General features: G+C 63.8%; 19 protein-coding genes and 2 tRNA genes. All 21 read left to right on the plus strand.

All coding sequences use genetic code 11. The features are described 5' to 3' along the window. Positions 1-7 precede the first annotated feature (7 nt). The 21 genes from hyfE to clpX all read left to right on the plus strand — a co-directional run bounded on the left by hyfE (position 8) and on the right by clpX (position 24,032). Entirely contained in the window at positions 8-661 is a 654-nt protein-coding gene (hyfE, locus tag RX395_RS01005) for a hydrogenase 4 membrane subunit (RefSeq protein ID WP_099431574.1), read from the plus strand. 3 nt (positions 662-664) lie between these two features. Further along, positions 665-2,230 carry a hydrogenase 4 subunit F gene (locus tag RX395_RS01010; protein ID WP_099431575.1) on the plus strand — a complete coding sequence of 522 codons (1,566 nt, stop codon included), beginning with the start codon at positions 665-667 and terminating at the stop codon, positions 2,228-2,230. Positions 2,231-2,234: 4 nt separating this feature from the next. After that, positions 2,235-4,007 carry a hydrogenase large subunit gene (locus tag RX395_RS01015; protein WP_316364817.1) on the plus strand — a complete coding sequence of 591 codons (1,773 nt, stop codon included), beginning with the start codon at positions 2,235-2,237 and terminating at the stop codon, positions 4,005-4,007. 1 nt (position 4,008) lies between these two features. After that, positions 4,009-4,725 (plus strand): formate hydrogenlyase complex iron-sulfur subunit, encoded by a 717-nt coding sequence (locus RX395_RS01020; RefSeq protein WP_196022398.1) that lies wholly within the window; start codon positions 4,009-4,011, stop codon positions 4,723-4,725. 2 nt (positions 4,726-4,727) lie between these two features. Further along, positions 4,728-5,510 carry an NADH-quinone oxidoreductase subunit B family protein gene (locus RX395_RS01025; protein WP_006234107.1) on the plus strand — a complete coding sequence of 261 codons (783 nt, stop codon included), beginning with the start codon at positions 4,728-4,730 and terminating at the stop codon, positions 5,508-5,510. After that, positions 5,511-6,092 carry a formate hydrogenlyase maturation HycH family protein gene (locus RX395_RS01030; RefSeq protein ID WP_316364819.1) on the plus strand — a complete coding sequence of 194 codons (582 nt, stop codon included), beginning with the start codon at positions 5,511-5,513 and terminating at the stop codon, positions 6,090-6,092. It abuts the gene before it with no gap. After that, on the plus strand, positions 6,092-6,595 hold the full coding sequence (gene hycI, locus RX395_RS01035; RefSeq protein WP_316364821.1) for a hydrogenase maturation peptidase HycI: 504 nt from the start codon (positions 6,092-6,094) through the stop codon (positions 6,593-6,595). Before RX395_RS01030 ends, hycI begins: the two co-directional genes overlap by 1 nt. A gap of 39 nt (positions 6,596-6,634) precedes the next feature. Further along, complete coding sequence (locus RX395_RS01040) at positions 6,635-7,474, plus strand: formate/nitrite transporter family protein (RefSeq protein ID WP_316364823.1); 840 nt, start codon at positions 6,635-6,637, stop codon at positions 7,472-7,474. Positions 7,475-7,596: 122 nt separating this feature from the next. Further along, positions 7,597-9,714, plus strand: coding sequence for a molybdopterin-containing oxidoreductase family protein (locus tag RX395_RS01045; RefSeq protein WP_316364825.1), 2,118 nt, complete (start codon positions 7,597-7,599; stop codon positions 9,712-9,714). 52 nt (positions 9,715-9,766) lie between these two features. Then, positions 9,767-11,224, plus strand: coding sequence for an L-seryl-tRNA(Sec) selenium transferase (gene selA / locus RX395_RS01050; protein WP_316364826.1), 1,458 nt, complete (start codon positions 9,767-9,769; stop codon positions 11,222-11,224). Continuing rightward, positions 11,221-13,188 (plus strand): selenocysteine-specific translation elongation factor, encoded by a 1,968-nt coding sequence (gene selB / locus RX395_RS01055; protein ID WP_316364827.1) that lies wholly within the window; start codon positions 11,221-11,223, stop codon positions 13,186-13,188. Before selA ends, selB begins: the two co-directional genes overlap by 4 nt. A gap of 149 nt (positions 13,189-13,337) precedes the next feature. Beyond that, positions 13,338-13,434 (plus strand) — tRNA-Sec (locus RX395_RS01060). 154 nt (positions 13,435-13,588) lie between these two features. Continuing rightward, positions 13,589-14,221, plus strand: a complete 633-nt coding sequence (mobA, locus tag RX395_RS01065) for a molybdenum cofactor guanylyltransferase (protein ID WP_316364829.1) — start codon at positions 13,589-13,591, stop codon at positions 14,219-14,221. A gap of 15 nt (positions 14,222-14,236) precedes the next feature. Continuing rightward, complete coding sequence (locus RX395_RS01070; protein WP_316364831.1) at positions 14,237-14,632, plus strand: DUF3343 domain-containing protein; 396 nt, start codon at positions 14,237-14,239, stop codon at positions 14,630-14,632. A 253-nt stretch (positions 14,633-14,885) separates the two neighbouring features. Next, a complete protein-coding gene (gene gdhA, locus RX395_RS01075; protein WP_316364832.1) occupies positions 14,886-16,241 on the plus strand; it encodes an NADP-specific glutamate dehydrogenase in 1,356 nt (451 codons plus the stop codon). Between the two features lie 242 nt (positions 16,242-16,483). Further along, positions 16,484-17,386 carry an FAD binding domain-containing protein gene (locus tag RX395_RS01080; RefSeq protein ID WP_316364833.1) on the plus strand — a complete coding sequence of 301 codons (903 nt, stop codon included), beginning with the start codon at positions 16,484-16,486 and terminating at the stop codon, positions 17,384-17,386. Beyond that, the gene (locus RX395_RS01085) at positions 17,386-20,217 is read left to right on the plus strand and encodes a molybdopterin-dependent oxidoreductase (RefSeq protein ID WP_316364835.1); all 2,832 of its coding nucleotides are present in this window, start codon (positions 17,386-17,388) and stop codon (positions 20,215-20,217) included. The genes RX395_RS01080 and RX395_RS01085 overlap by 1 nt, the downstream gene beginning before the upstream one ends. Before the next feature lie 149 nt (positions 20,218-20,366). After that, a tRNA-Leu gene (locus tag RX395_RS01090) sits at positions 20,367-20,450 on the plus strand. Between the two features lie 88 nt (positions 20,451-20,538). Then, positions 20,539-21,840 (plus strand): trigger factor, encoded by a 1,302-nt coding sequence (gene tig, locus RX395_RS01095; RefSeq protein WP_271758105.1) that lies wholly within the window; start codon positions 20,539-20,541, stop codon positions 21,838-21,840. A 163-nt stretch (positions 21,841-22,003) separates the two neighbouring features. Then, a complete protein-coding gene (locus tag RX395_RS01100; protein ID WP_022095182.1) occupies positions 22,004-22,624 on the plus strand; it encodes an ATP-dependent Clp protease proteolytic subunit in 621 nt (206 codons plus the stop codon). Between the two features lies 1 nt (position 22,625). Beyond that, a complete protein-coding gene (gene clpX / locus RX395_RS01105) occupies positions 22,626-24,032 on the plus strand; it encodes an ATP-dependent Clp protease ATP-binding subunit ClpX (protein ID WP_316364840.1) in 1,407 nt (468 codons plus the stop codon). Positions 24,033-24,058 lie beyond the last annotated feature (26 nt).

Consider the following 24,058-nt stretch of genomic DNA (forward strand, 5'->3'; position numbering starts at 1 on the left):
GTAGGACATGGGTTATTCGTTAGTCAATATCCTGGGCGGTCTTCTGATCGTGACCTCCACCATGGTGGTCGTCTCGAAGACCATCCCGTCCGCCATCAAGTGGTACGCGATCCAGTCGGTTGTCCTGGTGGGCGTGCTGCTCACCCTGGGCCTCACCACCGGTGCCACCGAGCTTCTCATGTGGGCCGCGTCGGCCTTCGTCACCAAGGTGATCCTCGTTCCGTTCATTCTCAACCGTGCCTACAAGAAGATGGGTTCGCCTGCCGATAGCACGCTGACCTCCTCCATCAAGCCGGCCTGGACCATCATCCTCACCGGTCTGGAGGTGGCCGTCTGCTTCGCGGTGGTCACGCGCCTGAGCCTGCCCACCGCCGAGGTGGCCACTCCGGCCCTCGCCATCAGCTTCGCGCACTTCTTCGTCGGCCTCACGTGCATCATCTCCCAGCGCAACATCCTCAAGCAGATCTTCGGGTACTGCCTTATGGAGAACGGTAGCCACGTGACGCTCGCTCTGCTCGCGCCCACGGCCCCCGAGATCATCGAGATCGGCATCGCCACCGACGCCATCTTCGCCGTCATCATCATGTCCGCCGTCGTCGTGAGGATTTGGAACGACACCAAGTCGCTCGACTCCCACGACCTGACCGAATTGAAGGGGTAGGCCATGGATGTTTCAATGCTGACGGTCGCCCTGCTCGCTTGTCCTCTCGTGTTCTCCCTGATTATGGCTGCGCTCCCCAAGACGACGTCCTACAACGTCTTCGCGGGGCTCAACACCATCTCCGTCGCGGCGACCCTTGTCCTTTCGGTCGTCACCGCGGGAACCATGCTCTCGAGCGGGCAGAATATCGACGCTTTGGGCCTGTGGCTCCATCTCGATTCGCTCTCGTCGATCTTCGTCCTTCTGGTAGGCATCATCGGGTTCATCACCGGCGTGTACTCCATCTCCTATATCAAGATCGATATCGAGGAGAAGACCATGCCGGCCGAGCGCACCAAGCAGTACTACGCGCTGTTCAGCCTGTTCGTCTTCACGATGCTGCTCGCCTGCCTGTCCAACAACATCATCCTCACCTGGGCGGCGGTCGAGGCCACTACGCTGTCGACCGTGTTCCTCGTGGGCATCTACAAGAACAAGCAGGCGCTCGAGGCGTCTTGGAAGTACGCGATGGTCTGCACCGCCGGTGTGGCCTTCGGCCTGTTCGGCACGCTGCTCATCTACGCGAACGCCGCCGATATCATGCCCAACGCGCATGAGGCCGCCTTCCTCACCTCCATCATGCCCTACGCCGACCAGTTCGACCCGATGCTCGTGCGCCTCGCGTTCGCGTTCATCGTCATCGGCTTCGGCACCAAGGCGGGCCTGTTCCCCATGCACACTTGGCTGCCCGACGCGCACTCCCAGGCTCCGAGCCCGGTCTCCGCGCTGCTCTCGGGCGTGCTGCTCAAGTGCGCCATGCTGGTGATCATCCGCTTCTACTCCCTGTCCATCATCACGGTGGGCGACACCTATCCGCGTACGCTCCTGCTCATCCTGGGCACGCTGTCCATCCTGGTGGCCGCCCTGTGCATCTTTAAGCAGGACGATATCAAGCGCCGCTTCGCGTACTCCTCCGTCGACAACGTCGGCGTGGTCGCGCTGTGCCTGGGTATCGGTGGTCCGCTCGGTATCGCCGCCTGCCTGCTGCACTGCATCTTCCACGGTTTCACGAAGGCGCTCGCCTTCTGCATGGCCGGTAACATCCAGCACATCTACCACACCCGCGACCTGAACAAGATCAAGGGCGTCGTCGAGATCGCTCCCGTCACGGCAGCGCTCACCATCATCGCCCTGCTCGCGCTCGCCGCCTTCCCGCCGTTCGCCCTGTTCATCTCCGAGTTCCTCACCTTCGTGGCCGGCGTCCAGTCCGGTCCCATCTGGGTGGTCGTGCTCGTGGCCATTGGCCTCACCGGCGTGTACTTTGCCCTTACCGGCATCGCGCTCAAGTCCATCTTCGGCAAGGCGCCCGAGGGCATGAAGCGCCACGAGGTGCCCGCCCTCATGATCATCCCCGAGATCGCCCTCGCGATCGTGGTCATGTGGTTCGGTATCGCCACCCCGGTCGCCATCACGAGCGGCGTCGAGGATGCAACGTCCGTCGTTTTGAACCAGAGCGTCGAAGAGCTCCACGAGGCTCCTCTCTACCGCATGGTGTTCAGTTCCCAGACCAAGACAAGCGAGGTGAATTAGCACCATGGCAGAACCTGAAAAGAAGGACTACGCTCGTCGTTGCGAAAGCCACGTCGAGGCCCTGCGCGCCGCAGTGCCGGGCGCTATCGAGAAGGTTGAGTGGCAGTGCGAGGACCAGCTGATGATCACCGTCAAGCAGGACAAGCTGCCCGAGGCCGTCCACTACCTGTACTACGAGCGCTACGGCTGGATTCCCGTGATCATCGGCAACGATGAGCGCAGCCTGTGCGGCCGTTACGCCGTGTACTACGTCATCTCCATGGAGGGGGAGGATCCCGGCTGGGTGACCGTCCGCACCGAGGTCGATCCCGCCAAGATGACGTTCCCGTCCGTGACGCCGTTCGTCCCCGCCTGCGTGTGGGGCGAGCGCGAGCTGCGCGATATGTTCGGCCTGATCCCCGAAGGTCTGCCCGATCGTCGCCGCCTGGTGCTGCCCGATGACTGGCCCAGCGGCCTGTACCCGCTGCGCAAGGACTCCATGGACTACCGCTTCCGTCCCGCTCCCGCGAGCGACATGGAAAACTACGAGTTCTTGGCCGACACCAAGGGCAAGGAGACCACGCTCGTCCCCATGGGCCCTCTGCACATTACCTCCGACGAGCCCGGCCACTTCCGCCTGTTCGCCGAGGGCGAGACGATCGTCGACGCCGACTACCGTCTGTTCTATGTGCACCGCGGCATGGAGAAGGTCGCCGAGACGCGCCTGAACTATGACGCTGTGACGTTCCTCGCCGACCGCATCTGCGGCATCTGCGGCTGCGCCCACTCGGTGGCCTATGCCGAGGCCGTCGAGCGCGCCCAGGGCATTCATGTCCCGTCGCGCGCCCAGTACATCCGTGCCATCATGCTCGAGGTCGAGCGTCTGCACTCGCATCTGCTCAACATTGGCCTGGCGTCGCACTACACGGGCTTCGATTCCGGCTTCCAGCAGTTCTTCCGCGTCCGCGAGAAGTCCATGGACCTGGCCGAGAAGCTCTCCGGTCACCGCAAGACCTACGGCCTCAACGTGATCGGCGGCGTGCGTCGCGACATTTTGGCCGAGCAGAAGCTCTCCACGCTCACGACCATCCACCAGCTGCGCTCCGAGGTTCAGGAACTCGTCGACATGCTGCTCTCCACGCCCAACTTTATTGAGCGTACGAGCGGCATCGGCATCTTGGACCGCAAGATCGCACGTGACTTCTCGCCGGTCGGCCCGCTCATGCGTGGCTCGGGCTATGCCCGCGACGTGCGCTTCGACCATCCCTTCGACGGCTACGCCGATCCGGATGTTCAGAAGATGCATGCTGCCACGGCAGACACCTGCGATGCCTTCGGCCGCACCGCCGTCCGCATCCAGGAGGTCTACGATTCGATCGACATGATCGAGACCATGCTCGAGAACTGCCCGTCGGGCCCCATCCTCACCACGGATTGGGAGTACACCCCGCACAAGTACGCCATCGGCGCCACCGAGGCTCCGCGCGGCGAGGACGTGCACTGGGCCATGCTCGGCAACAACCAGAAGTGCTACCGCTGGCGCGCCAAGGCGGCCACGTACAGCAACTGGCCGGTCCTGCGCTACATGTTCCGCGGCAACACCGTGGGCGACGCGGCGCTGATCGTCGGCTCGCTTGACCCGTGCTACTCCTGCACCGACCGCGTGACGGTGACCGATGTCGCCGCCAAGCGCGACCACGTGCTCGACAAGGAGCAGTTCGAGAACGTCTGGCGCGACAAGTCGCCGCTTGCGGGCGAGGGCACCATGGCCGCTCCGCTCGATGAGGAGGCGCTCTAATATGCTGAAGCTTTGGAAGGTTAACGCCAAGGCCGGTGACGCGACGGTCAAGTACCCGTTTGCGCCGTTCCCCACTAACAAGGACATGCGCGGCAAGCCCGAGCACAATGCCGAGCTCTGCATCGCCTGTGGAGCCTGCGGCGTGGCGTGCCCGGCCGATGCCATTCGCATGGACACCGACCTTGCGGCCGATACCATCACCTGGTCGATCGACTACGGTCGCTGCATCTTTTGCGGCCGCTGTGAGGAAGCCTGCCCCATGGAGGCCATCAAGCTCACCGAGGAGTTTGAGCTGGCCGTCATGAGCAAGGACGACCTCACCAGCAAGAGCGTCTACACGCTCGAGCACTGCTCGCGCTGCGGCAAGCCGTTCGCCCCGCACAAGGAGATCGACTACGCCAAGCGCCTGCTGCAAAAGGCCGGCGGCATGGAGGCCGAGCAGGCCGCCCGTACCGTCGGTATGTGCCAGGAGTGTAAGCGCGAGCTCGACGCCCTGCGCGCCGCCTCGGCCGTAAAGACCGGCAACGCGCACGGCATGGCTGCCAACGAGACGCTTGCGTCCGGTGAGCCCCAGGGCCCCGGCATGGAGTATCTGGGCGGCCACGGTGTGAACCCGGAGTATATCGACCGCGAGCTCAACCCCGATGCGCCCGAGATTCCCGCCGGTCCGGCGCCGGTCGAGGGCATCATCATGGATTTTGAAACGAAGGAGGAGTAACCATGGCCGAACCCACGCTTTTGCCCGAGCGGCTTCAGTACCGCCCGACCAAGATCGAGCTCGACGAGAGCATCGAGAAGGCCAAGGCGACCCTTCTTAAGAAGATCAAGCGCTCGGTGTACGTCTACCGTGTCGACTGCGGCGGCTGCAACGGCTGCGAGATCGAGATCTTCGGTTCCATCACGCCCGTCTTCGACGTCGAGCGCTTTGGCATCAAGGTCGTGCCCTCGCCCCGTCACGCCGATGTGCTGCTGTACACCGGCGCCGTGACGCGTGCCATGCGCATGCCGGCCCTGCGCGCGTTTGAGGCCGCACCCGATCCCAAGATCGTGGTGTCCTATGGCGCGTGCGGCTGCACCGGCGGCATCTTCTACGACAACTACTGCGTCTGGGGCGGCACGGATAAGATTCTGCCGGTCGACGTCTACATTCCCGGCTGCCCGCCCAGCCCTGCGCAGACCGTCTACGGCTTTGCCATGGCGCTCGGTCTGCTGGACCAAAAGCTCCATGCCGAGACCACGGTGGAGGCCGCCGGCGAGCAGGCCGATATCCTGCACCCCGGCGTGCCGTACAAGCTGCGCGTTGCCATCGAGCGCGAGGCTCGCGCCATGAGCGGCTACCGTTACGGCCGCGATCTGGCCAACGAGTTTATGGATACGCTCGAGGGCGCGCCCAAGGGCGATATCCGCGGTGCCATGGCGCTGCTCATCGACAAGCAGGACGATCCGCGCCGCGTCGAGGTGTACTCGGCGCTGCAGGATCTGGTGCTGGCCGGAGGTCGCTAGATGGAGCTCACGGACCGCTCTGGTTACTTTGCGGGTCCCGGCATGCTCGGCGGTTCTTTTGGCGATGCCTCGCGCGCAAGCGACGAGGCCGCCGAGGGCGTCGCCGACCCCTGCCTGGGCCATGCGCCCGACCAGGTGGTCTTCTATGAGCTCACGCGTAAGTTTGTGGAGACCGAGGAAGACGTTCCCCAGGAGGCCTGCGACGTGCTGTACTACACGCTCGCCGTGGGCCACCACACCGGCGTGCTCGATTGCTTTGAGCCGCGCCTGTCGGTGCCGGTGAACGTGTTCTATTCGCTCGTCGACGCGCTGCCGGAGGGGGAGGCCAAAACCAAGTTCGAGGCCATCCGCTCCTTTGGCGAGTGCCAGCTCGACAAGGCGGCGGTGCCGTCGCTGCTCGAGGCCTGCGATGCGCTGCTCGACGAGCGCGGTTTTCGCGGGTCGGCCAAGGCCGGCATCTCGGTGTTCGACGACGACTTTGGCCTGCATGCCCAGCAGGTCGCGTTCTTAATGAAGTTCTGCGATTTGGTGGAGCGCGTGCGCGATGTGTCGGGTGTGTATCTGACGGGAAGGTTGCAGTAATGGATCGCGTTGTGGATGGACGTGTGAACGGCGCCCCGTTTGCGGGTATCGTGCTCACGGCGGGAAGCGTGCTGCGTGCCGACGATGCCGCCGGCCCCGTGCTCTCCAAAAAGATGGAGGACGCGCCCATCGCCGGTTGGTACACCATCGACGGCGGGCAAACGCCCGAGGACGACATCATCGAGGTTAAGCGTGAACGTCCGCCGCGTTTGGTTTTGGTCGATGCCGCCGACATGGCGCTGCCCGTCGGCGCCATCCGCTTGCTCGACAAACGTGACGTGGCCCGCAAGTCGATGTTCACCACGCATTCGCTCCCTTTGTCGATTCTGATCGAGGAAATCGAGCAATCGTGCGAAGATATCGTCTTCATAGGGATTCAGCCGGGCGATACGGAGTTCTATAACCCCATGTCCCCGGAGGTCTTTGAGGCCGTCGACGCCGTGTACGACGCCGTGGCCGCCAACGACTTTTCCCACTTTGTCCGCTTGGGGCAAGAGCAATAGGAGCGCTTGTCCCTGCTGATTAGGAAAGAAGTGATTGACATGGCAGATTCCAAGGTGGAGTACCCCGCTCCCGATTGCCTGGCGCCCGCCGCGATCGAGGCCAAGACCGAGGCCGCCGGCGTGACCAAGGCTAACCTGCCGGTCGCTAAGGCCTTTCTGTTGGCAATGTTCGCCGGCGCGTTTATCGCCTTCGGCGGCCTGTTCTTTACGGTGTTTTTGAGCGACGGCACGCTGGGCTGGGGTGCCCAGCGCGTCGTGGGCGGCCTGTGCTTTTGCCTGGGCCTGGTGCTGGTGCTGGTGTGCGGCGCCGAGCTGTTTACCGGCAATTCGCTTATGGTCTGCGCGCTCAAGAGCAAAAAGATCACCCTGGCTCAGATGCTCAAGGCCTGGGTCGTCGTGTGGGTCGGCAATTTTGTCGGTGCCCTGTTCATCGTCTTTTTGGTGTACATGGCCGGCATCTATAAGCTCAACGGCGAGGCGGTCGCCAATTCCATGGTGAGCGTCGCCGCCGGCAAGGTGACGATCGACTGGGTGACGATCTTCTTCCGCGGTATCCTGTGCAACATCTTTGTGTGCCTGGCCGTGTGGATCGGTACCGCCGGCAAGACCGTGGTCGATAAGGTCGTGGGCATTCTGCTGCCCATCGCCGCCTTTGTGGCCTGCGGTTTTGAGCACTGCGTTGCCAACATGTACTTTTTGCCCATGGGTGCCGTGATGCACGCGTGCGGCTATGGTGCCAAGGTCGCCGGCGCCGATGCACTCAACGTCGCGGGTATTGCGTTTAATCTATCCGCCGCCACGCTGGGCAACATCGTGGGCGGCGCGGTTCTGATCGCGCTCGGCTACTGGTTTGTCTACGCCAAGAAGTCCGAGGCGTAAGGTACCGTCTGTTTGACGTTGGGCCTCCCGCGGGGCGTTGCCGTGCGGGAGGCTTTTTGGGTCTGGGGCTCGTTGGCGTGCTGCTGGCCTGTTGTGTTTGACCTGTGAAAGGGGTAATCGAGATGGCATCTGCTGTGGAGCGTGACGGTCGCGCTGTGGTGACCACATGCGGGGGATGCTATGCCGATTGCGCCTTTGCGGCACGCGTTGAGGATGGTCGTGTGGTGGCCGAATTGCCGGTGCTGGGGCATCCGTGCGCGGCGCGTGCCCTCTGCGCCCGCGGACGGCATCGCCTGGCAATGCCGTTTGACGAGCGCGACCGCATTGTGCACCCCATGCGACGCCGCCGGGATGGCTCGGGGTTTGATGCGATTACCTGGGACGAGGCGTTTGCTCAGATTGCCGAGCGTCTTTTGGGGATTGTTGACGAGTGCGGGCCTCGTGCGCTGGGCATGACGCTCGGCGTGCCCTCGTTCGACCGCTACTGGGCGTATCGTTTTATGCATGCGCTGGGCTCGCCCAACGTATACGGTGCCGATGGCGCCTGCGAGGTAAGCCGACTTACCGGTTGGGAACACAGCCTGGGCTATAGTCCCGCCTCCGACCTGGCGCATACCGATTGCATCATGTATCTGGGGCGTTCCATCGTCGATTCGTCGACGATGGGGGCTGTCGATGCGCTCAACGATGCACGCCGGCGCGGGGCGAAGATCATCGTGGTCGACCCCCGGCGCAGCGGCTCCGCCGCGCTTGCCGATCGCTGGCTCCGCGTGCGCCCGGGCTGTGACTTGGCCTTGTTGCTGGGCATTGCGCATGTGCTCATTGCCGAGGACTTGTACGACAACGAGTTCGTTGCCCGCTATACCACGGGTTTTGACGAGCTGGCGCTGGCGGCCCGTGCTTGGACGCCCGAGTGGGCCGAGTCGATGTGCGACGTGCCGGCGGACGATATCCGTGCGACTGCGCGTGATTTGGCTGCCGCCGTGCCCGCCGCTGTGGTGGATGCGGGCTTTCATGGCGGCATCGGTATCGCGTATGCCAATAGCACCCAGACTGCGCGCGCGATTTGTCTGGTCGATGTGCTGCTGGGCTGTATCGGGCATGTGGGCGGCGCGCTCAATCCACCTACACCGCTTGCGCTGGGCGACTTGGATCCTGTGCGTTTCGCGACGCCGCCGGTGCCGCGTGGGCCCAAGCTGGGGTCCGAGCGCTATCCACTGGTCGATCCGGTGCGCGGCCTGTGCACGACCATCGGTCAGTCGATTCTTGCCGGCGATTTGCGTGGGCTCATCGTCTATGCCAGTAACCCCGGTGCGGGCTATGGCAATGCACAGGCTTGGTTGAGTATTTTGCAGCGGCTCGACTTGCTTGTGACGATTGATATTCGCTGGTCCGAGACGGCGCGTGCTTCTGACTTCGTGCTGCCCGACGTGACGTATCTGGAGGCCGACCGTGGCGTGGGAACGGTGACAGGTGCCAACGATGCGCGCCTGTTCTACCGCAACGCCGTGCTGCCCGTGTTGCATAACGACACGCGTCCCGGTCTGGAGATCTTTGCCGGGTTGGCTGCGGCCTGCGGCGTAGGCGAGTACTTCGACTTTACGCCGGACGACCTTGCGGCTGCCCAGGTGGCGCCCTTTGGGATCGATCTGGACGAGCTCAAGGAACGCGGTTGGGTCGATACGGGCGTGCCGCTGCCGCCGCGCACAGGTGAGCCCGTGATTCCACTGGACGGCGGCAAAATTGCGCTGGCAAGCGACGTATGGGAACGAGCCGGCCTGTGTCGTGTACCCAACTGGATCGCTCCCATGGTGGAGCCTGGCCCGGGGATGTTTCGCCTCATTAGCGGCAACCGTCCCTTTGAGTCGCACACCTCGCGAAGGCTTGCAGCCCAAGGTGCCGCCGAGGCTGGGTCGGACCTGGATGCCGTGCAGATGAATGTCGATGCTGCTGCGCATATGGGCATCGCCGACGGCGAGATCGTCGAACTCGTGAGCGATATGGGCCGCGACCGCGTGCGTGTGGAGACGACGCCGTATCTGCATCCGGCGTGCATCTTTACGTCGGCTGCTCCCGGTGGGCGCGCATTGGGTGCTGAGAGTGGTGGCCGGCAGGCCCTGGGCGTCGGGCCGCTCGACCACACACCGCTGCGCTGGGACCCGTTGACGGGTGCCGCGCTTACTCAGGAAAACGCCGTTCGCGTGGAAAAGATTGTCGCGCGCGGGGATAATGACGAGTAATTGACTCAGCTGATGTATTCGACTGATCCACGTTTCTTTTGAAAGGCTGCACATGAGCGATAGCCAGAACATGTCCGATGAGGTGCGCGACCGCCTGCGCGCCATTCCTTCCGTCAACGAGCTGCTTGCCGAGTGGCCGGTGGTGAAGGCGGCGGGGGAGACCTGCGACGCGGTGGTCCATGCTGCCGTCACGGCCGAGCTCGACGAGGAGCGCGCCGCCATTCGCGCCGGTGCCGCCCCGCGTTCCAGGCGCGAGCTGGCCTCGGCCATCGAGTGGCGTGCGCATCGCTCCGCGCTGCCGAGCCTGCGTCCCGCCGTCAACGCCACGGGTGTGGTCATCCATACCAACCTGGGCCGTGCTCCGCTCGCGGAGTCGGCCGCCGAGGCCGTGGCCGAGGTCGCGCGCGGCTACAGCACGCTCGAGTACAGCGTGGACACCTGCTCGCGCGGGTCGCGCAAGGAACATGCCGCGGAGCTCATCCGCTCGCTTACCGGTGCCGAGGACGCGCTCGTGGTCAACAACAACGCCGCCGCGGTGCTGCTAGTGCTGGCGACTCATGCCGCGGGCAAAGAGGTTATCGTCAGCCGCGGCGAGCTTGTCGAGATCGGCGGCAGTTTCCGTATCCCCGATGTTATGGAGGCCTCGGGTGCCAAGCTCGTTGAGGTCGGGGCCACCAACCGCACGCATTTGAGCGACTATGAGCGCGCCATCACGCCCGAAACGGCAATGATCCTCAAGGTTCATCCTTCCAACTATCGCATCGAGGGTTTTCACGAGGAAGTGAGCTCAAGGGAGCTCGCCGCCCTGGCCCACAAGCATGGTCTGTTGTTCTACGAGGACCAGGGGTCGGGCGCGCTGTTGCCCGACGACATCTTGGTGCGCGGCGGCGAAGAAACCACGCCGGCTTCGGTCGCGGCGGGGCTCGATATCGTGTCGTGCTCGGGCGATAAGCTGCTCGGTGCCGCACAAGCGGGCATTATCATGGGCCGTCGCGATCTGGTCCAGGCCTGCGGGTCGCATCCGCTTATGCGTGCCCTGCGCCCGGGCAAGCTCGCGCTGGCGGCGCTCGAGGCTACACTGCGCATTTACATGGATGGGGCGGATGTGGCCCATCGCGAGGTGCCGGTGCTCAATATGCTCACGCTTCCGCAGGCTCATCTGGAGCGTCGCGCACGCAAACTACGCGAGCTGATGGTGGCGGGCCTCGATAAGGCGGGTTGCCCGTGCGCCGTGCAGGTGGAAATCGTCGAGGAGTCGTCGACTCCCGGCGGCGGCTCGCTGCCTACCGTCGAGCTGCCCACGATGTGCGTGGCCGTCTGCCCGGTCGACGGGCGCCTGTCCCTCTACGCGCTCAAGCGCTCTCTCGTCCAAGACTTCGATACGCCGGTCGTCACGCGCGCCTCGCACGACCGCATTTTGTTTGATGTGCGCACACTCGTGGGCGACCGCGATATCGAGACGGCGGCATCGACGCTCGTCGCGTGCGTTGAGAAGGCGGTTGCACGATGAGTGAGGTTCAAGTGCTGGTGGAGTGTCCCGTTATCGTTGGCACGGCGGGCCATGTCGACCACGGTAAGTCGGCGCTCATCGAGGCACTGACGGGCAAAAACCCCGACCGTCTGGAGGTTGAGCGCCGTCGCGGCATGACCGTTGAGCTTGGCTTTGGCGAGCTGGCGCTGCCGAGTGGCAAGATCGTTGGCCTGGTCGACGTGCCGGGCCACGCGCATTATCTGCGCGCCATGGTGCAGGGTGCCACGGGCATCGACGTTGCTGTGCTGGTGGTATCGGCCGTCGAAGGCGTGATGCCGCAGACCCGCGAGCACGTGCATGTGCTGGAGCTGCTGGGCGTCACACACATGGTGGTCGCGCTGACGATGTGCGACCTGGCCGACGCCGAGATGACCGAGCTTGCCGAGCTCGATGTCGATGACTTTTTGTCGGGTACCGTGTTTGCGGACGCGCCGATCGTGCCTGTGTCGTCCAAGACCGGCGCGGGAATCGATGACCTGCTGGCTGCGCTCGACGAGCAGGTTGCCGCTTGCTGGGATGCCTGCCGTGCCCGTGCCGAGCTCGCCGATGGCGCACCGCGTCTGCCCATCGACCGCTGCTTTGCGATCAAGGGCGCCGGCACCGTGGTGACGGGAACGCTGCACGATGCGCCGGTTGCGGTGGGCGATGAGCTCGTCGCACTGCCGTCGCGAACGGCCTGCCGCGTACGCGGGATTCAGGTTCATGGCGATACGCCGCGCGCGCTGCCTGGGCAACGCGTGGCGCTCAACCTGGTTGGTGACGGTATCGCGGCGCTTGACCGTGGCGAGATGCTGGGCGTGGCGGACCGCTTTGGTCAGACGTTGCGCTTTTTGATGACGTTCACCTACCTGGGCCGCGAGGGCGCCAAGCCGCGTGTGCTCGAGTCGGGTGCGCGCGTGCACGTGATGGCCGGTACGGCCGAGGTCGTCGGCCGCATCATGCTCATGGAGGGCGAGGCCCCCATGGCGGTGGGCGAGACTCGTATCGTTCAGGTGCGCTTGGAAAACTCGCTGCCGCTACGTGCCGGGGACCATGCCGTGGTGCTGTCCTATTCGCCCGTGATGCTTGTTGGCGGCGGGCGCGTGCTGTTGTCGCGCTGCCGTCGCTCGCGCGAGCTTACTGAGGGGGAGTGCATGCTGTACGCGGCGCTCGAGTCCGGCGATATCGCGGGCGGTGTGGGCGCTTGGCTAGCGTTGCAGACGCTGCCGGTTACGGCGGTTGATGTTGCCGAGGCTTTGGATCTTGGTGTCGGCGAGGTCGATGCCGCACTGCGCGGGCTGGTGGCGCAGGGCTCCGTTCGCAAGCTTGTCGTGGGTGATGCGGACCTCCTGGCGGACGCCGTGGTGCTCGACGCCGCGATGGATGCACTGGCGGCGACCCTGTCAGCCATGCATGCGGCGTCTCCCAAGGAGACGGGCTTTACGCCTGGCGCCGTTGCCCATGCTGCGTGGCCTACCGCTGACGAAGACGTTGCCGCGGCTCTGATTGCCGAGGGCTGCTCGCGTGGCGTGTGTGCCGCCGAGGGCGCCGAGGTATTCGATCCGCATTCGGCCGCCGCGGCGGCACGCGTGGTGCGAGAGGCTTGCGAGCGGATCGTTTCCTTGCTGGACGAAACTGGCCTCGATGCACCGACGTTGCCCGAGGTGGGCGAGCAACTGCAGCTCGATCGCGACACCATGACGCGCGCCCTGCGCGAGCTTTCGCTTAACCGCTCGATTGTTAAGGTCGAACGCGACGTTGCCTTGTCCGCCACCGCGGAGTCGCATGCGCGTGAGCTCGTCGCAGCCGCCATTGAGGCAGCCGGCGGCGCAGCCACCACGAGCGTGCTGCGCGAGGCCCTGGGCGTGTCGCGCAAGCGCGCCATCAGCATCCTTGAGCATCTAGATGCCGTACGCTTCACAGTCCTTGACAAGGATGCCGGCGGCCTGCGCTCCCTGCGCTAGGCCGGTCACCTGCCCCCGTCTCCTCTGTTGCGGTGAAATAGTTCCTAGTTGGGGGCTTTGGCAGCAAATACAGGAACTATTCCACCGCAACTTCTTGTTCGTCTTTTTGGGATGGGGCCTGCTCGGTTTGGTAAAATACCGGCGCACTTGGGAACGGATGGGCTCCGGTGGGCTCCGCGGTCCTCAAAACCGTTGCGAGGCGTGCAAAACGTCTTGGATGTGTTCGATTCACATACGTTCCCGCCATACGCTACCAGCGCTTTTGTGCTCGCGGTCTTGCTGCGTGCCGCAAAGGCGCTGTTTTGTTTTTGCACGAGCTTTTCGTAGCGCCGCTATTTCGGCGGCTGCATTTAGCTTCGTGCACCGGGTTTCGAGCATGCCGATGGGGGTGTTTTGCCGTATGACTACCGTAAGACGAGCCGATCTTTCTTGCGTCGTCCAGGCGGGCGGCCTGTCGTCGCGCATGGGTTGCGACAAGGCGCGGATGTTGTTTTGCGGCGAGCCGCTCATCGAGCGCGTGCTGGGTCGGCTGGCGCCAGTTGCCGGCGAGTTAGTCGTGACGACTTCGCGTCCCAGCGAGCTTGTCTATCTTGAGCAGCGCGCGTTTGGCGGTCTGGTGCCGCGAATAGTGTCGGACCTTGAGGGGCCGGCGGGTGCCATGCGCGGCATCGCGAGCTCGTTGGCCGCGGCCCGATTGCCGCTCGTGGCGATCGTCGCCTGCGATATGCCGTTTGTCTCGCCGGAACTCATCGGCGCGCTTGCCGATCATGTTGAGGCCGAGGCGCTCGATGTGTGCGTGCCGCGCGAGGAGCGGGGGATTGAGCCGCTTTGCGCCGTGTGGCGCCGCCAGACTTGCGCGCCGGTTGCCCGTGAGTTGCTCGACAAGGACCGCCAACGCATCCGCTGTTTGATCGACCAGGTCCATGCCGGCTATCTGGATGAGCCCCAGATTGTCGAGGTTGCCGGTTCCACGCTCTGCTTCGAAAACGTCAATACGCCCGAGGAGTTTGCGGCGGCCGAGTTACTCGCCTAGACGATTGGAGTTGCCATGTCTCACGATATTTGTCCCGACACGGGAGAGCCTTGCACTTGCGATGGTTCCGAGCCCTGTACCTGCGGCTGCGGTGGCTGTGGACATACTGCGGAAGAGGAAGCGGCCGCCGCGGCGTATCGCGAGGCACATCACGAAGGCCCGTCCGGTGATGCCCTCGACCACGAGCGCAAGATTATCGTTTCGTTCGATAGCACCTTCGATGTGATGGAATGCGAACAGCTGTGTCTTGCCGCCGGTGTGCCCGGGCGCATCATGCCACTGCCCGGCTCCATCACCGCCGGCTGCGGGCTGTGCTGGGCCATGCCGTTCTCGGGCGATGCACTCGCCGCCTTCCGCGCTGCCACCGAAGGCCGCATAACCCCCGCCGACTACCATCAGCTCGTCCTCTAACCACCCACACCACAAAGGTACCTGTCCCCAATGTGGTGGTTTGGAACACGTGGACGAAACAGGTTTGAAACACGGGTTTTGCGCGTCAGACACTCAAAAACGCTTCTACCTGCATCGTAATCAAAATGAAACATCTGCTCGTCGGCTTATGCGAAACTTTGCCGCAACAGTGCGATATTATCCATACACGATAAAGCTCGCGGCGCATAGGGTGCCGCGACCAACATTTTCGTTTCCCATTATTGGAGGAAGCATGAGCTACACGCAGAAAGTTCTCGAAGAGCTCAAGGCCCGCTATCCCGAGCAGCCTGAGTTCATCCAGGCCGCGACCGAGATCCTCGGCACCATTCAGCCGGCGCTCGACGCCCACCCCGAGTACGAGGAGGCCGCCCTGCTGGAGCGTCTCGTCGAGCCCGAGCGCATCGTCATGTTCCGTGTCCCCTGGGTCGACGACCAGGGCAAGGTCCAGGTCAACCGCGGCTACCGCGTCGAGTTCAACTCTGCCATTGGACCCTACAAGGGCGGCCTGCGCTTTAACCCGACGGTCACCCTGGGTATGCTCAAGTTCCTGGGTCTGGAGCAGATCCTCAAGAACAGCCTGACCACCCTTCCCATGGGCGGCGGCAAGGGCGGCTCCGACTTTGACCCCAAGGGCAAGTCCAACAACGAGATCATGCACTTCTGCCAGTCCTTCATGACCGAGCTCTATCGCCACATTGGCCCCAACACCGACGTTCCCGCCGGCGACCTGGGCGTTGGCGGCCGCGAGGTTGCCTACCTGTTCGGTCAGTACAAGCGCCTGACCAACGAGTGGACCGGCGTTCTTACCGGCAAGGGCCTCTCCTTTGGTGGCTCGCTCGCCCGTACCGAGGCCACCGGTTACGGTCTGGCCTACTTTGTGGACGAGTACCTTAAGAGCCGCGGCGACTCCTTCGAGGGCAAGAACGTCGTCGTTCACGGCTCCGGCAACGTCGCTATCTACGCGGTCCAGAAGGTCACTCAGCTCGGCGGCAAGGTGCTCGCCTGCTCCGATACCCACGGCTGGGTCGAGGATCCCGACGGCATCGACTACACCGTGCTCGAGCACATCTACAACAAGAAGCGCTCTGGCCACGACAAGGGCGTTACGCTCGCTATGTACGTTGACGAGAAGCCCAACGCCGTGTGGCACGAGGGCGACGGCCGCGGCGTGTGGCAGCTGCCCTGCGACATCGCGCTGCCCTGCGCTCGCGAGAACACGCTGCTGCTCGAGGACGCCCAGGCGCTCGTCGCCAACGGCTGCAAGGTGGTCGGTGAGGGCGCGAACATGCCCACGACCATCGAGGCCACGACCTACTTCCAGGAGAACGGCGTTGCCTTTATGCCCGGTAAGGCTGCCAACGCCGGTGGCGTGCTCGTGTCCGGCCTGGAGATGAGCCAGAACGCCGAGCACCTGTCCTGGACCTTCGATGAGGTCGACGGCAAGCTCGAGCAGCTCATGCGCGGCATGTTCCACAACGTGGACGACACCGCCAAGGAGTACGGCCAGGAGGGCAACTTTGTCATGGGCGCCAACATCGCCGGCTTCCTGAAGGTCGCCGACGCTATGCTCGCCCAGGGCGTCTGCTAAATCTACGCTCGACATAGCATGTGATGAGGCTCCCAGCCATTCCGGCTGGGAGCCTTTTCTATCCCGGAGGACTCCTCATAACTTGCGGTGATATACGGACTGTTAAGCGTCCCAGAACGGCTAATCAGTCCGTATATCACCGCAAGTTATGGATGGGTGGGTGGATTTTGTCCTAAAACGGTGTGCGGCCCCTCGTTTGGTACACTTAAAAGTACTGGACAAGTGAAGAGATGGGGGAGAACGTGCTCAAGTTCGGTACCTACGTCCGTGTTGGAAACGCGGCCGAAGCCTATGAGCTCTTACAGAAGAACCGCAACAACAAGATTGTGGGCGGCGGCATCTGGATGCGCCTGGGTTCGCGTCGCGTGGCGACGGCGATTGACCTTTCGGCCTGCGGACTCGATCAGATCGAGGAGACCGAGACCGAGTTTCGCATCGGCGCCATGTGCACCCTGCGCCAGCTCGAGCGCCATGCCGGGCTCAACGCGCTTGTCAACAACGTCTTTGAGTTCGCCGTCCACGATATCGTGGGCGTGCAGCTGCGCAATACCGCCACGGTGGGCGGCAGCATCTACGGCCGCTTTGGCTTCTCGGACGTGCTCTCGGCTTTCCTGGCGCTCGATTCCTATGTTGAGCTGACAGGCGCCGGCCGCGTGCCGCTCGCCGAGTTCGCGGACATGGGCTATGTGCGCGACGTGATCGAGCACATCGTAGTCGTTAAGCACGATTACCGTGCAAGCTACGAGGCCGTGCGCAAGGCCGCGACCGACTTCCCCTCCTTAAACGTCACTGCCGCCTGGTGGGACAACAGCTGGCATGTCACCGTGGGCGCTCGCCCGCTGCGCGCGACCCTGCTGCAGGGCGAGGCGTGCGGCCTTACCAACGAGCATCCTTCCGAGGACGAGCTTCGCGCCCTGGCCGCATCCGTGCGCTCGCTGGGCTACGGCACCAACCTGTGGGGCTCGGCCGACTACCGCCGCCGCATCTCGGCACCGTTGGCGATTCAGGCCGTGCGCCGCGCCGCCGGCATCGAGCTTTCTGCCGCGCTTGCCCGCGAGCTCGAGACCGTGCAGATCCCTAAGTTCGCCACGGACGAGTATTCCTGCCGCCGCGTGCCCGGCGTCGATTCTAGCGAGGTGCGCTAATGGCTGCCAAACTCATCGATCTTTCCTTTACGCTCAACGGCCGTAAGGTCAAGGTTCAGATTGCCCCCGACACCATGCTCTTTGCACTGTTGCGCGAGCAGGGTTGTGCGTCGGTGCGCTGCGCCTGTGAGACCACCAACTGCGGCCTGTGCACGGTGTGGCTCGACGGCGACCCGGTGCTGAGCTGCTCGGTTCCCGCCGCTCGCGTCGAGGGCCACACCATCACCACGCTCGAGGGCCTCAAAGCCGAGTCTGAGGCGCTGGCCCGTGCGATGGCTGCCGAAGGCGCCGAGCAGTGCGGTTTTTGCGCCCCCGGCCTCATCATGAACGTGCTGGCGCTTGCCCGCGCCGCCAAGGAGGACCCGAGCCTCGTCGCCACGCGCGAGGAGCTGTCGCGCCAGCTTGCCGGCAACCTCTGCCGTTGCAGCGGCTACGAGAGTCAGCTGCGCGCCATCGTCCGCTTTCTCAACGAGTCCGGCGTGAAGGTGGGCTTCGAGATGCCCGAGCTGCCCGTCAACGACACGAGCTCCGACGGTGTCGCGTACAAGCAGATTACCCACAAGCAGCCCAAGAAGGACTCGAAGGCACTGCTCGAGGGTCGTCCCGTCTACACGGGCGACCTGGTACCTGCCGGTGCGCTCATCGTCAAACTCAAGCGCAGCCCCTATGCCCGCGCCAAGATTCGCTCCATCGATACGTCGCGCGCACTGAAGGTGCCCGGCGTGGTGGGCGTCTACACCTACGAGGACGTGCCCCAGCGCCGCTTTACCATCGCCGGTCAGAGCTATCCGCAGCCGAGTCCTTACGACCGCTTGATTCTCGAGAACCTCGTCCGTTACCAAAACGAGGAGGTGGCGATCGTCGCCGCCGAGACTGAGGAGGCCGCCGACAAGGCGCTCAAGCTCATCAAGGTCGACTACGAGGTACTCGAGCCCCTGCTCGACTTTACCAAGGCGCTCGATAACGACATCGTGGTCCACCCCGAGGGCGACGTGACCTTTATGTTCCCGCAGGGCGGCGATGTTCCGCGTAACCTGGTATGCAGCGGTACCAGCGATTTTGGCGACTTGGACGAGGCCTTCGCCCAGAGCGACATCGTCTTCACCCGCACCTACACCAGCCAGGCTACCCAGACCGCGCCGATGGAGACCTTCCGTGCCTTCGCGACCACCGACGCGTTCGGCCGCATTTCGGTGACCACCTCTACGCAGGTGCCCTTCCACGTGCGCCGCATGGTCGCTCAGTCGCTCGATATCCCGCAGTCGCAGGTGCAGGTCATTAAGCCGCGCATCGGCGGCGGCTTTGGCTCCAAGCAGACGGGCTGCTGCGAGATCTTCGTGGCGTTCGTCACCCAGCAGACCGGCCGTCCGAGCTACTGCTGCTATACCCGCGAGGAGACCATCACCGCGGGCAACTCGCGCCACCAGATGCAGATGACCGTTAAGCTGGGCGCCATGAACGACGGCACCATCACGGCCATCGATCTGCATACGCTGTCCAACGCCGGGGCCTATGGCGAGCATGCCACCACGACGATCGGCCTCTCGGGTCACAAGAGCCTGCCCATCTACAACCACGTGAAGGCGAGCCGCTTTAGGTGGGACGCCGTCTACACCAACACCAACCGCGGCGGCGCATATCGCGGCTACGGTGCCACCCAGGGCCAGTTTGCCGTGGAGAGCGCCGTCAACGAGCTCGCCGACATGCTGCACATGGACCCCGCCGACCTGCGCCTTAAGAACATTGTGCGCGAGGGCGAGGTCATGCCGCAGTACTACAACGAAAAGCTCAACGCCTGCGCGCTCGACCGCTGCCTGCTGCGCGCGATGGACATGATCGGCTGGCGCGACAAGCCGCTAGCCGTGGACCTGGGCGACCGCGTGCGCGCCCTGGGCTGTGCGCTCACCATGCAGGGCTCGGGTATCTCCAATGTCGACATCGCCGGCATCGACATGCGCCTGGAAGAGGACGGCTTCATTACCATCGGCACCGGCGCCACCGATAACGGCATGGGCGTCGACACGATTCTGGCGCAGGTCGCCGCCGAGGAGCTGGGCGTGGAGAGCTCGCTTATCGTGGTGCGCGGCGTGGACACCGATGTGTCGCCGTTCGACGCCGGCTCGTACGCGAGCTCGGGCACGTACGTGACGGGCCTTGCCGCCAAGAACGCAGCGACCGAGCTGCGTGAGAAGATCTGCACCAAGGCCGCCCAGATGTGGGATGTGGATGCCACCGATGTGGTCTTTGATGGTCAGTACGTGCGCCTGTCCGACGAGCGCGCCGCGCGCGAGCAGAACCGCTACCTCACGCTGCGCGACTTTGCCAACCTGTGCGTCAAGAACATCGCGGGCGGTGACGCGCTGACCTCGCACGCCTCTGCCTGCCTGCCCGTATCGCCTCCGCCGTTTATGGCCGGTATTGCCGAGGTCGAGGTCGACAAGGCCACCGGCAAGGTGACTGTGGTGGACTACGCGGCGGCTGTGGACTGCGGCACCGTGATCAACGAGGCACTCGCGCGCGTCCAGGCCGAGGGCGGCATTGCCCAGGGTATAGGCCATGCGCTCTACGAGATCGTCGAGCACGACGACCGCGGTCGCCTGCGCACCGGCAACTTTATGAGCTACAAGCTACCCACGCGCCTGGATATCGGCAGCATTCGCGTGGCCTTTGAGCCGAGCTACGAGCCGACGGGCCCGTTTGGTGCCAAGTCGATCGGCGAGGTCGTCATCAACACGCCGCTCGCCGCCGTGGCCTCGGCAGTGGCGCACGCCACCGGACACCAGGTCCGCTCGCTTCCGATCACGCCCGAGAAGGCCCTGCTGGGGGAGTAGCGGGTCGGCGAACAAGTCTTACAAGTCGTAATTGGCGGGGCGGGGCAACTCGTCCCGCCTTTTGCACTCGTGGTGAGGTCGTGAGCTTGTAAAAGGTGTGCGTGCGCTTGTCGTTCGTATCTGCTATCATTCCTAGTCTGTGCGTTCATGCGGGCGTGGCGGAATTGGTAGACGCGCCAGATTTAGGTTCTGGTGGGATTCCCGTGAAGGTTCGAGTCCTTTCGCCCGCACCAACGCATCTGCGTCGGCTTCGGCCGTCGCGACTCTTTGTTGCATAAAGGTACCAGCACCTCAGATAAGCTGGGCAGTATGAGGAGGAACGTGTTGAACATCACCGCTTCTGACGTCAAGGACGCCAAGCTCACCGCTACGGTCACCATCCCGGCCGCCGACGTCGACGCTGCGATCAAGAAGGCCTACAAGGACACCGCCAAGAAGTACCGCTTCCCGGGCTTCCGTGCCGGCAAGGCCCCCCGTCCGGTCATCGACTCCGCTCTTGGCGCCGAGGCTACCCTCGCTCAGGCCACCAACGACCTGATCGCCGCCAACGAGCCCGCCGTCCTCAACGAGCTGGACATCGTCCCCACCAAGAGCGGTGACTACAAGGAGCTCGACCTCGCCAAGGATCACGAGGACTACACCTACACCGTCGAGTTCTCCCTGCGTCCCGCCGCTGAGCTCTCCTCCTTCGACGCCGTCGAGATCGAGATGCCTCCCGCTGAGGTCACCGAGTCCGAGATCAACAACCAGGTTGAGATGCTTCTCAACTACCGTGCCACCTTCGAGGACGTCGAGGGTCGCGCCGTCGAGGCCGAGGACTACGTCACCGTCGACCTCAAGGCCGTCGAGAACGCCGACAACTTTGCCGCCGAGGGCCGCATGCTCATCGCCGGTAGCGACAGCAACCCCAAGGAGTTCAACGAGGCCCTGATCGGCGCTAATGTTGACGACGTCAAGTCCGTCACCTGGACCGACGAGGTCGAGGAGGGCGAGGAGGCCGAGACCCACACCGTCGAGGTCACCGTCAAGGGCATCAAGGTCCGCAACACCCCCGAGCTCACCGACGAGCTTGTCAAGTCCGACTTCGGCTTCGACAGCATCGACGCCATGCGCGACGCCATCAAGATCGAGATCGAGCAGGACAAGGCTTCCCGCCTGCCGGCCGAGAAGGAGAACCGTTGCGTCTCCGCTCTCGCCGAGCGTCTGCAGCTCGACGAGATGGACGCGGACTACGAGCAGTCCGTCTTTGAGGAGCTCGGCCAGAACTTCCTGTCCAACCTCGCTGCCCGCGGCATGACGCTGGACACCTGGCTGCCCGCTTCCGGCCTGACCATGGAGCAGTTCATCGGCGACCTGCACAAGCAGGCCAACGACGTTGCCCGTGAGTCCCTGGCCCTCGACGCCCTCGCCCGCGAGCTCAAGATTGAGGTCACCGAGGACGACATCAACGCCGAGTTCGAGAAGGCCGGCGTCAAGGACGTCGAGGCTTCCAAGGCTGAGTTCATCGCTGATGGCCGCATGCCTGCCGTCCGCGAGTCCATCCGTCGTTCCAAGGCCGTCGACCACCTGGTCGAGAACGCCAAGGTGACCGAGGTCGACGAGACCGCCAAGGACGCCGAGTAATTCTCGCCACCTTGCCCGCGAGCGCATGGGTGCGCCCGTGATGGGGTAAAGTTATACACCGGTTATCCGGTTGCTTCGTACGGTGCCAGCCAATGCATAGCATGCGGGCACCGTACGTTTATCTAGAACCAATTTGGTCCGCAAGAGAGAAATGGAGATGCGTATGATCGCTAAGTTCGATTCCGCCCTCGTGCCATACGTTATCGAGCAGACGCCGCGCGGCGAGCGCAGCTACGATATCTATTCGCGCCTGCTCAACGATCGCATCATCTTCTTGGGCGAGGAGATCAACTCCGTCAGCGCCAACCTGGTCGTTGCCCAGCTGTTGCATCTTGAGAGCCAGGATGCCGAGAAGGATATCTCGCTCTACATCAATTCGCCCGGCGGCGAGGTCTACTCCGGCCTGGCGATTCTGGACACCATGAACTTTATCAAGCCGCAGGTCTCCACCATCTGCGTCGGTATGGCCGCGTCCATGGCCGCCGTGCTGCTTTCGGCCGGCGCCAAGGGCAAGCGCTTCTGCCTGCCGCACTCCAAGGTCATGATTCACCAGCCCAGCGGCGGTGCCCAGGGTCAGCAGACCGAGATCGAGATTGTTGCCGAGGAGATCAAGAAGACTCGCCGCGAGCTCAACCAGATCCTGTCCGACGCCTCGGGCCAGCCCATCGAGAAGGTCCAGGCCGACACCGAGCGCGACAACTACCTGACCGCTGCCGAGGCCCTCGACTACGGTCTGATCGACCGTATTGTCACCTCGCGCGATCTCGCCGCGAAGGACGCCTAGGATGGCAGGAAACATGCAGGACAACTTTGACGAGAACGGCAACCCCATCCGCTGCTCCTTCTGCGGAAAAGAGCAGGGCCAGGTCCGTCGCCTCGTAAAGGGCCCGACCAACATCTTTATCTGTGACGAGTGCGTCGCCGCCTGTTCCGAGATTCTGGAGGAGTCGCTGGCTTCGGACTTTATGGACGCCGCCCGCAACGGCAAGCTGCCGGGTTTCCTCAACGACCACGGCCAGGCTGCATCCCAGCCCGCCGTGGATCCCGAGACCGAGGGTTTTGAGCTCGAGGACGACCGCCAGGTCATCACACGCGTGCCGACGCCGCACGAGATCTATGACGAGCTTTCTGCCTATGTCATGGGTCAGGAGGACGCCAAGCGCGCCATGTCGGTGGCCGTGTACAACCACTATCGCCGCGTGATCGAGGGCGGCGCCGCGGTGTCTGCCTTTGACGACGGCGTTGGCTCGCAGTTCGACGATGATATGGACGAGGTGGAGCTCGCCAAGTCCAACATTTTGCTGCTCGGTCCCACCGGTACCGGCAAGACCCTGCTCGCCCAGACGCTTGCGCGCATCCTCGAGGTGCCGTTTGCCATCGCCGATGCCACCGCGCTTACCGAGGCCGGCTACGTGGGCGAGGACGTGGAGAACATCCTGCTCAAGCTCATCAATGCTGCCGATGGCGACATTGAGCGCGCTCAGGTGGGCATTATCTACGTGGACGAGATCGACAAGATCGCCCGCAAAGCCGAGAACCTCTCCATTACCCGCGATGTTTCGGGCGAGGGCGTTCAGCAGGCGCTGCTTAAGATCCTTGAGGGCACGGTGGCCAGCGTTCCGCCCACCGGCGGCCGCAAGCATCCCCAGCAGGAGCTGCTGCAGATCGATACGACCAACATCCTGTTCATCTGCGGTGGTGCCTTTGTGGGTCTGGACAAGATCATCGCCGATCGCGTGGGCAACAAGGGCGTGGGCTTTAACTCCGAGATCGCCGGCCCCACCTCGGTCGACGAGAACGACCTGCTGCGTCAGGTGCTCCCGCAGGACCTCAACGCCTTTGGCATGATCCCCGAGTTCGTGGGCCGTACGCCCGTCGTCACCCAGACGCAGGCGCTCGACGAGGACGACCTGGTGTCGATTCTGACCGAGCCCAAGAACGCCGTGGTGCGCCAGTACCGCAAGATGTTCCAACTCGAGGACGTTGAACTTGAGTTTGAGGACGCGGCTCTGCACGAGATCGCCCGCATGGCGCTCGCCCGCAAGACCGGCGCCCGAGGCCTGCGCTCCATCTGCGAGGACGTGCTGCAGCAGACGATGTTCGACCTCCCCAGCGAGGAGGGTGTCGTCAAGGTCATCGTGACCGAAGCCTCCGTAAAGGGCGAAGAACAGCCCCAACGCATCTACGGGTAAACCAGCCAAAAACGTGCTTGCAAATA

The organism is Collinsella aerofaciens (assembly GCF_032584215.1).
Classification (GTDB): Bacteria; Actinomycetota; Coriobacteriia; order Coriobacteriales; family Coriobacteriaceae; genus Collinsella.

Excerpts from the sequence above, each read along its gene's own strand:
- RX395_RS01100 (WP_022095182.1), top strand. The coding sequence starts at position 22,004 with ATGATCGCTAAGTTCGATTCCGCCCTCGTGCCATACGTTATCGAGCAG.
- RX395_RS01085 (WP_316364835.1), top strand. The coding sequence starts at position 17,386 with ATGGCTGCCAAACTCATCGATCTTTCCTTTACGCTCAACGGCCGTAAG.
- hyfE (WP_099431574.1), top strand. The coding sequence starts at position 8 with ATGGGTTATTCGTTAGTCAATATCCTGGGCGGTCTTCTGATCGTGACC.
- RX395_RS01040 (WP_316364823.1), top strand. The coding sequence starts at position 6,635 with ATGGCAGATTCCAAGGTGGAGTACCCCGCTCCCGATTGCCTGGCGCCC.
- RX395_RS01045 (WP_316364825.1), top strand. The coding sequence starts at position 7,597 with ATGGCATCTGCTGTGGAGCGTGACGGTCGCGCTGTGGTGACCACATGC.
- RX395_RS01070 (WP_316364831.1), top strand. The coding sequence starts at position 14,237 with ATGTCTCACGATATTTGTCCCGACACGGGAGAGCCTTGCACTTGCGAT.
- selB (WP_316364827.1), top strand. The coding sequence starts at position 11,221 with ATGAGTGAGGTTCAAGTGCTGGTGGAGTGTCCCGTTATCGTTGGCACG.
- clpX (WP_316364840.1), top strand. The coding sequence starts at position 22,626 with ATGGCAGGAAACATGCAGGACAACTTTGACGAGAACGGCAACCCCATC.
- RX395_RS01020 (WP_196022398.1), top strand. The coding sequence starts at position 4,009 with ATGCTGAAGCTTTGGAAGGTTAACGCCAAGGCCGGTGACGCGACGGTC.
- gdhA (WP_316364832.1), top strand. The coding sequence starts at position 14,886 with ATGAGCTACACGCAGAAAGTTCTCGAAGAGCTCAAGGCCCGCTATCCC.
- mobA (WP_316364829.1), top strand. The coding sequence starts at position 13,589 with ATGACTACCGTAAGACGAGCCGATCTTTCTTGCGTCGTCCAGGCGGGC.
- selA (WP_316364826.1), top strand. The coding sequence starts at position 9,767 with ATGAGCGATAGCCAGAACATGTCCGATGAGGTGCGCGACCGCCTGCGC.
- RX395_RS01010 (WP_099431575.1), top strand. The coding sequence starts at position 665 with ATGGATGTTTCAATGCTGACGGTCGCCCTGCTCGCTTGTCCTCTCGTG.
- hycI (WP_316364821.1), top strand. The coding sequence starts at position 6,092 with ATGGATCGCGTTGTGGATGGACGTGTGAACGGCGCCCCGTTTGCGGGT.
- RX395_RS01025 (WP_006234107.1), top strand. The coding sequence starts at position 4,728 with ATGGCCGAACCCACGCTTTTGCCCGAGCGGCTTCAGTACCGCCCGACC.
- RX395_RS01015 (WP_316364817.1), top strand. The coding sequence starts at position 2,235 with ATGGCAGAACCTGAAAAGAAGGACTACGCTCGTCGTTGCGAAAGCCAC.
- RX395_RS01030 (WP_316364819.1), top strand. The coding sequence starts at position 5,511 with ATGGAGCTCACGGACCGCTCTGGTTACTTTGCGGGTCCCGGCATGCTC.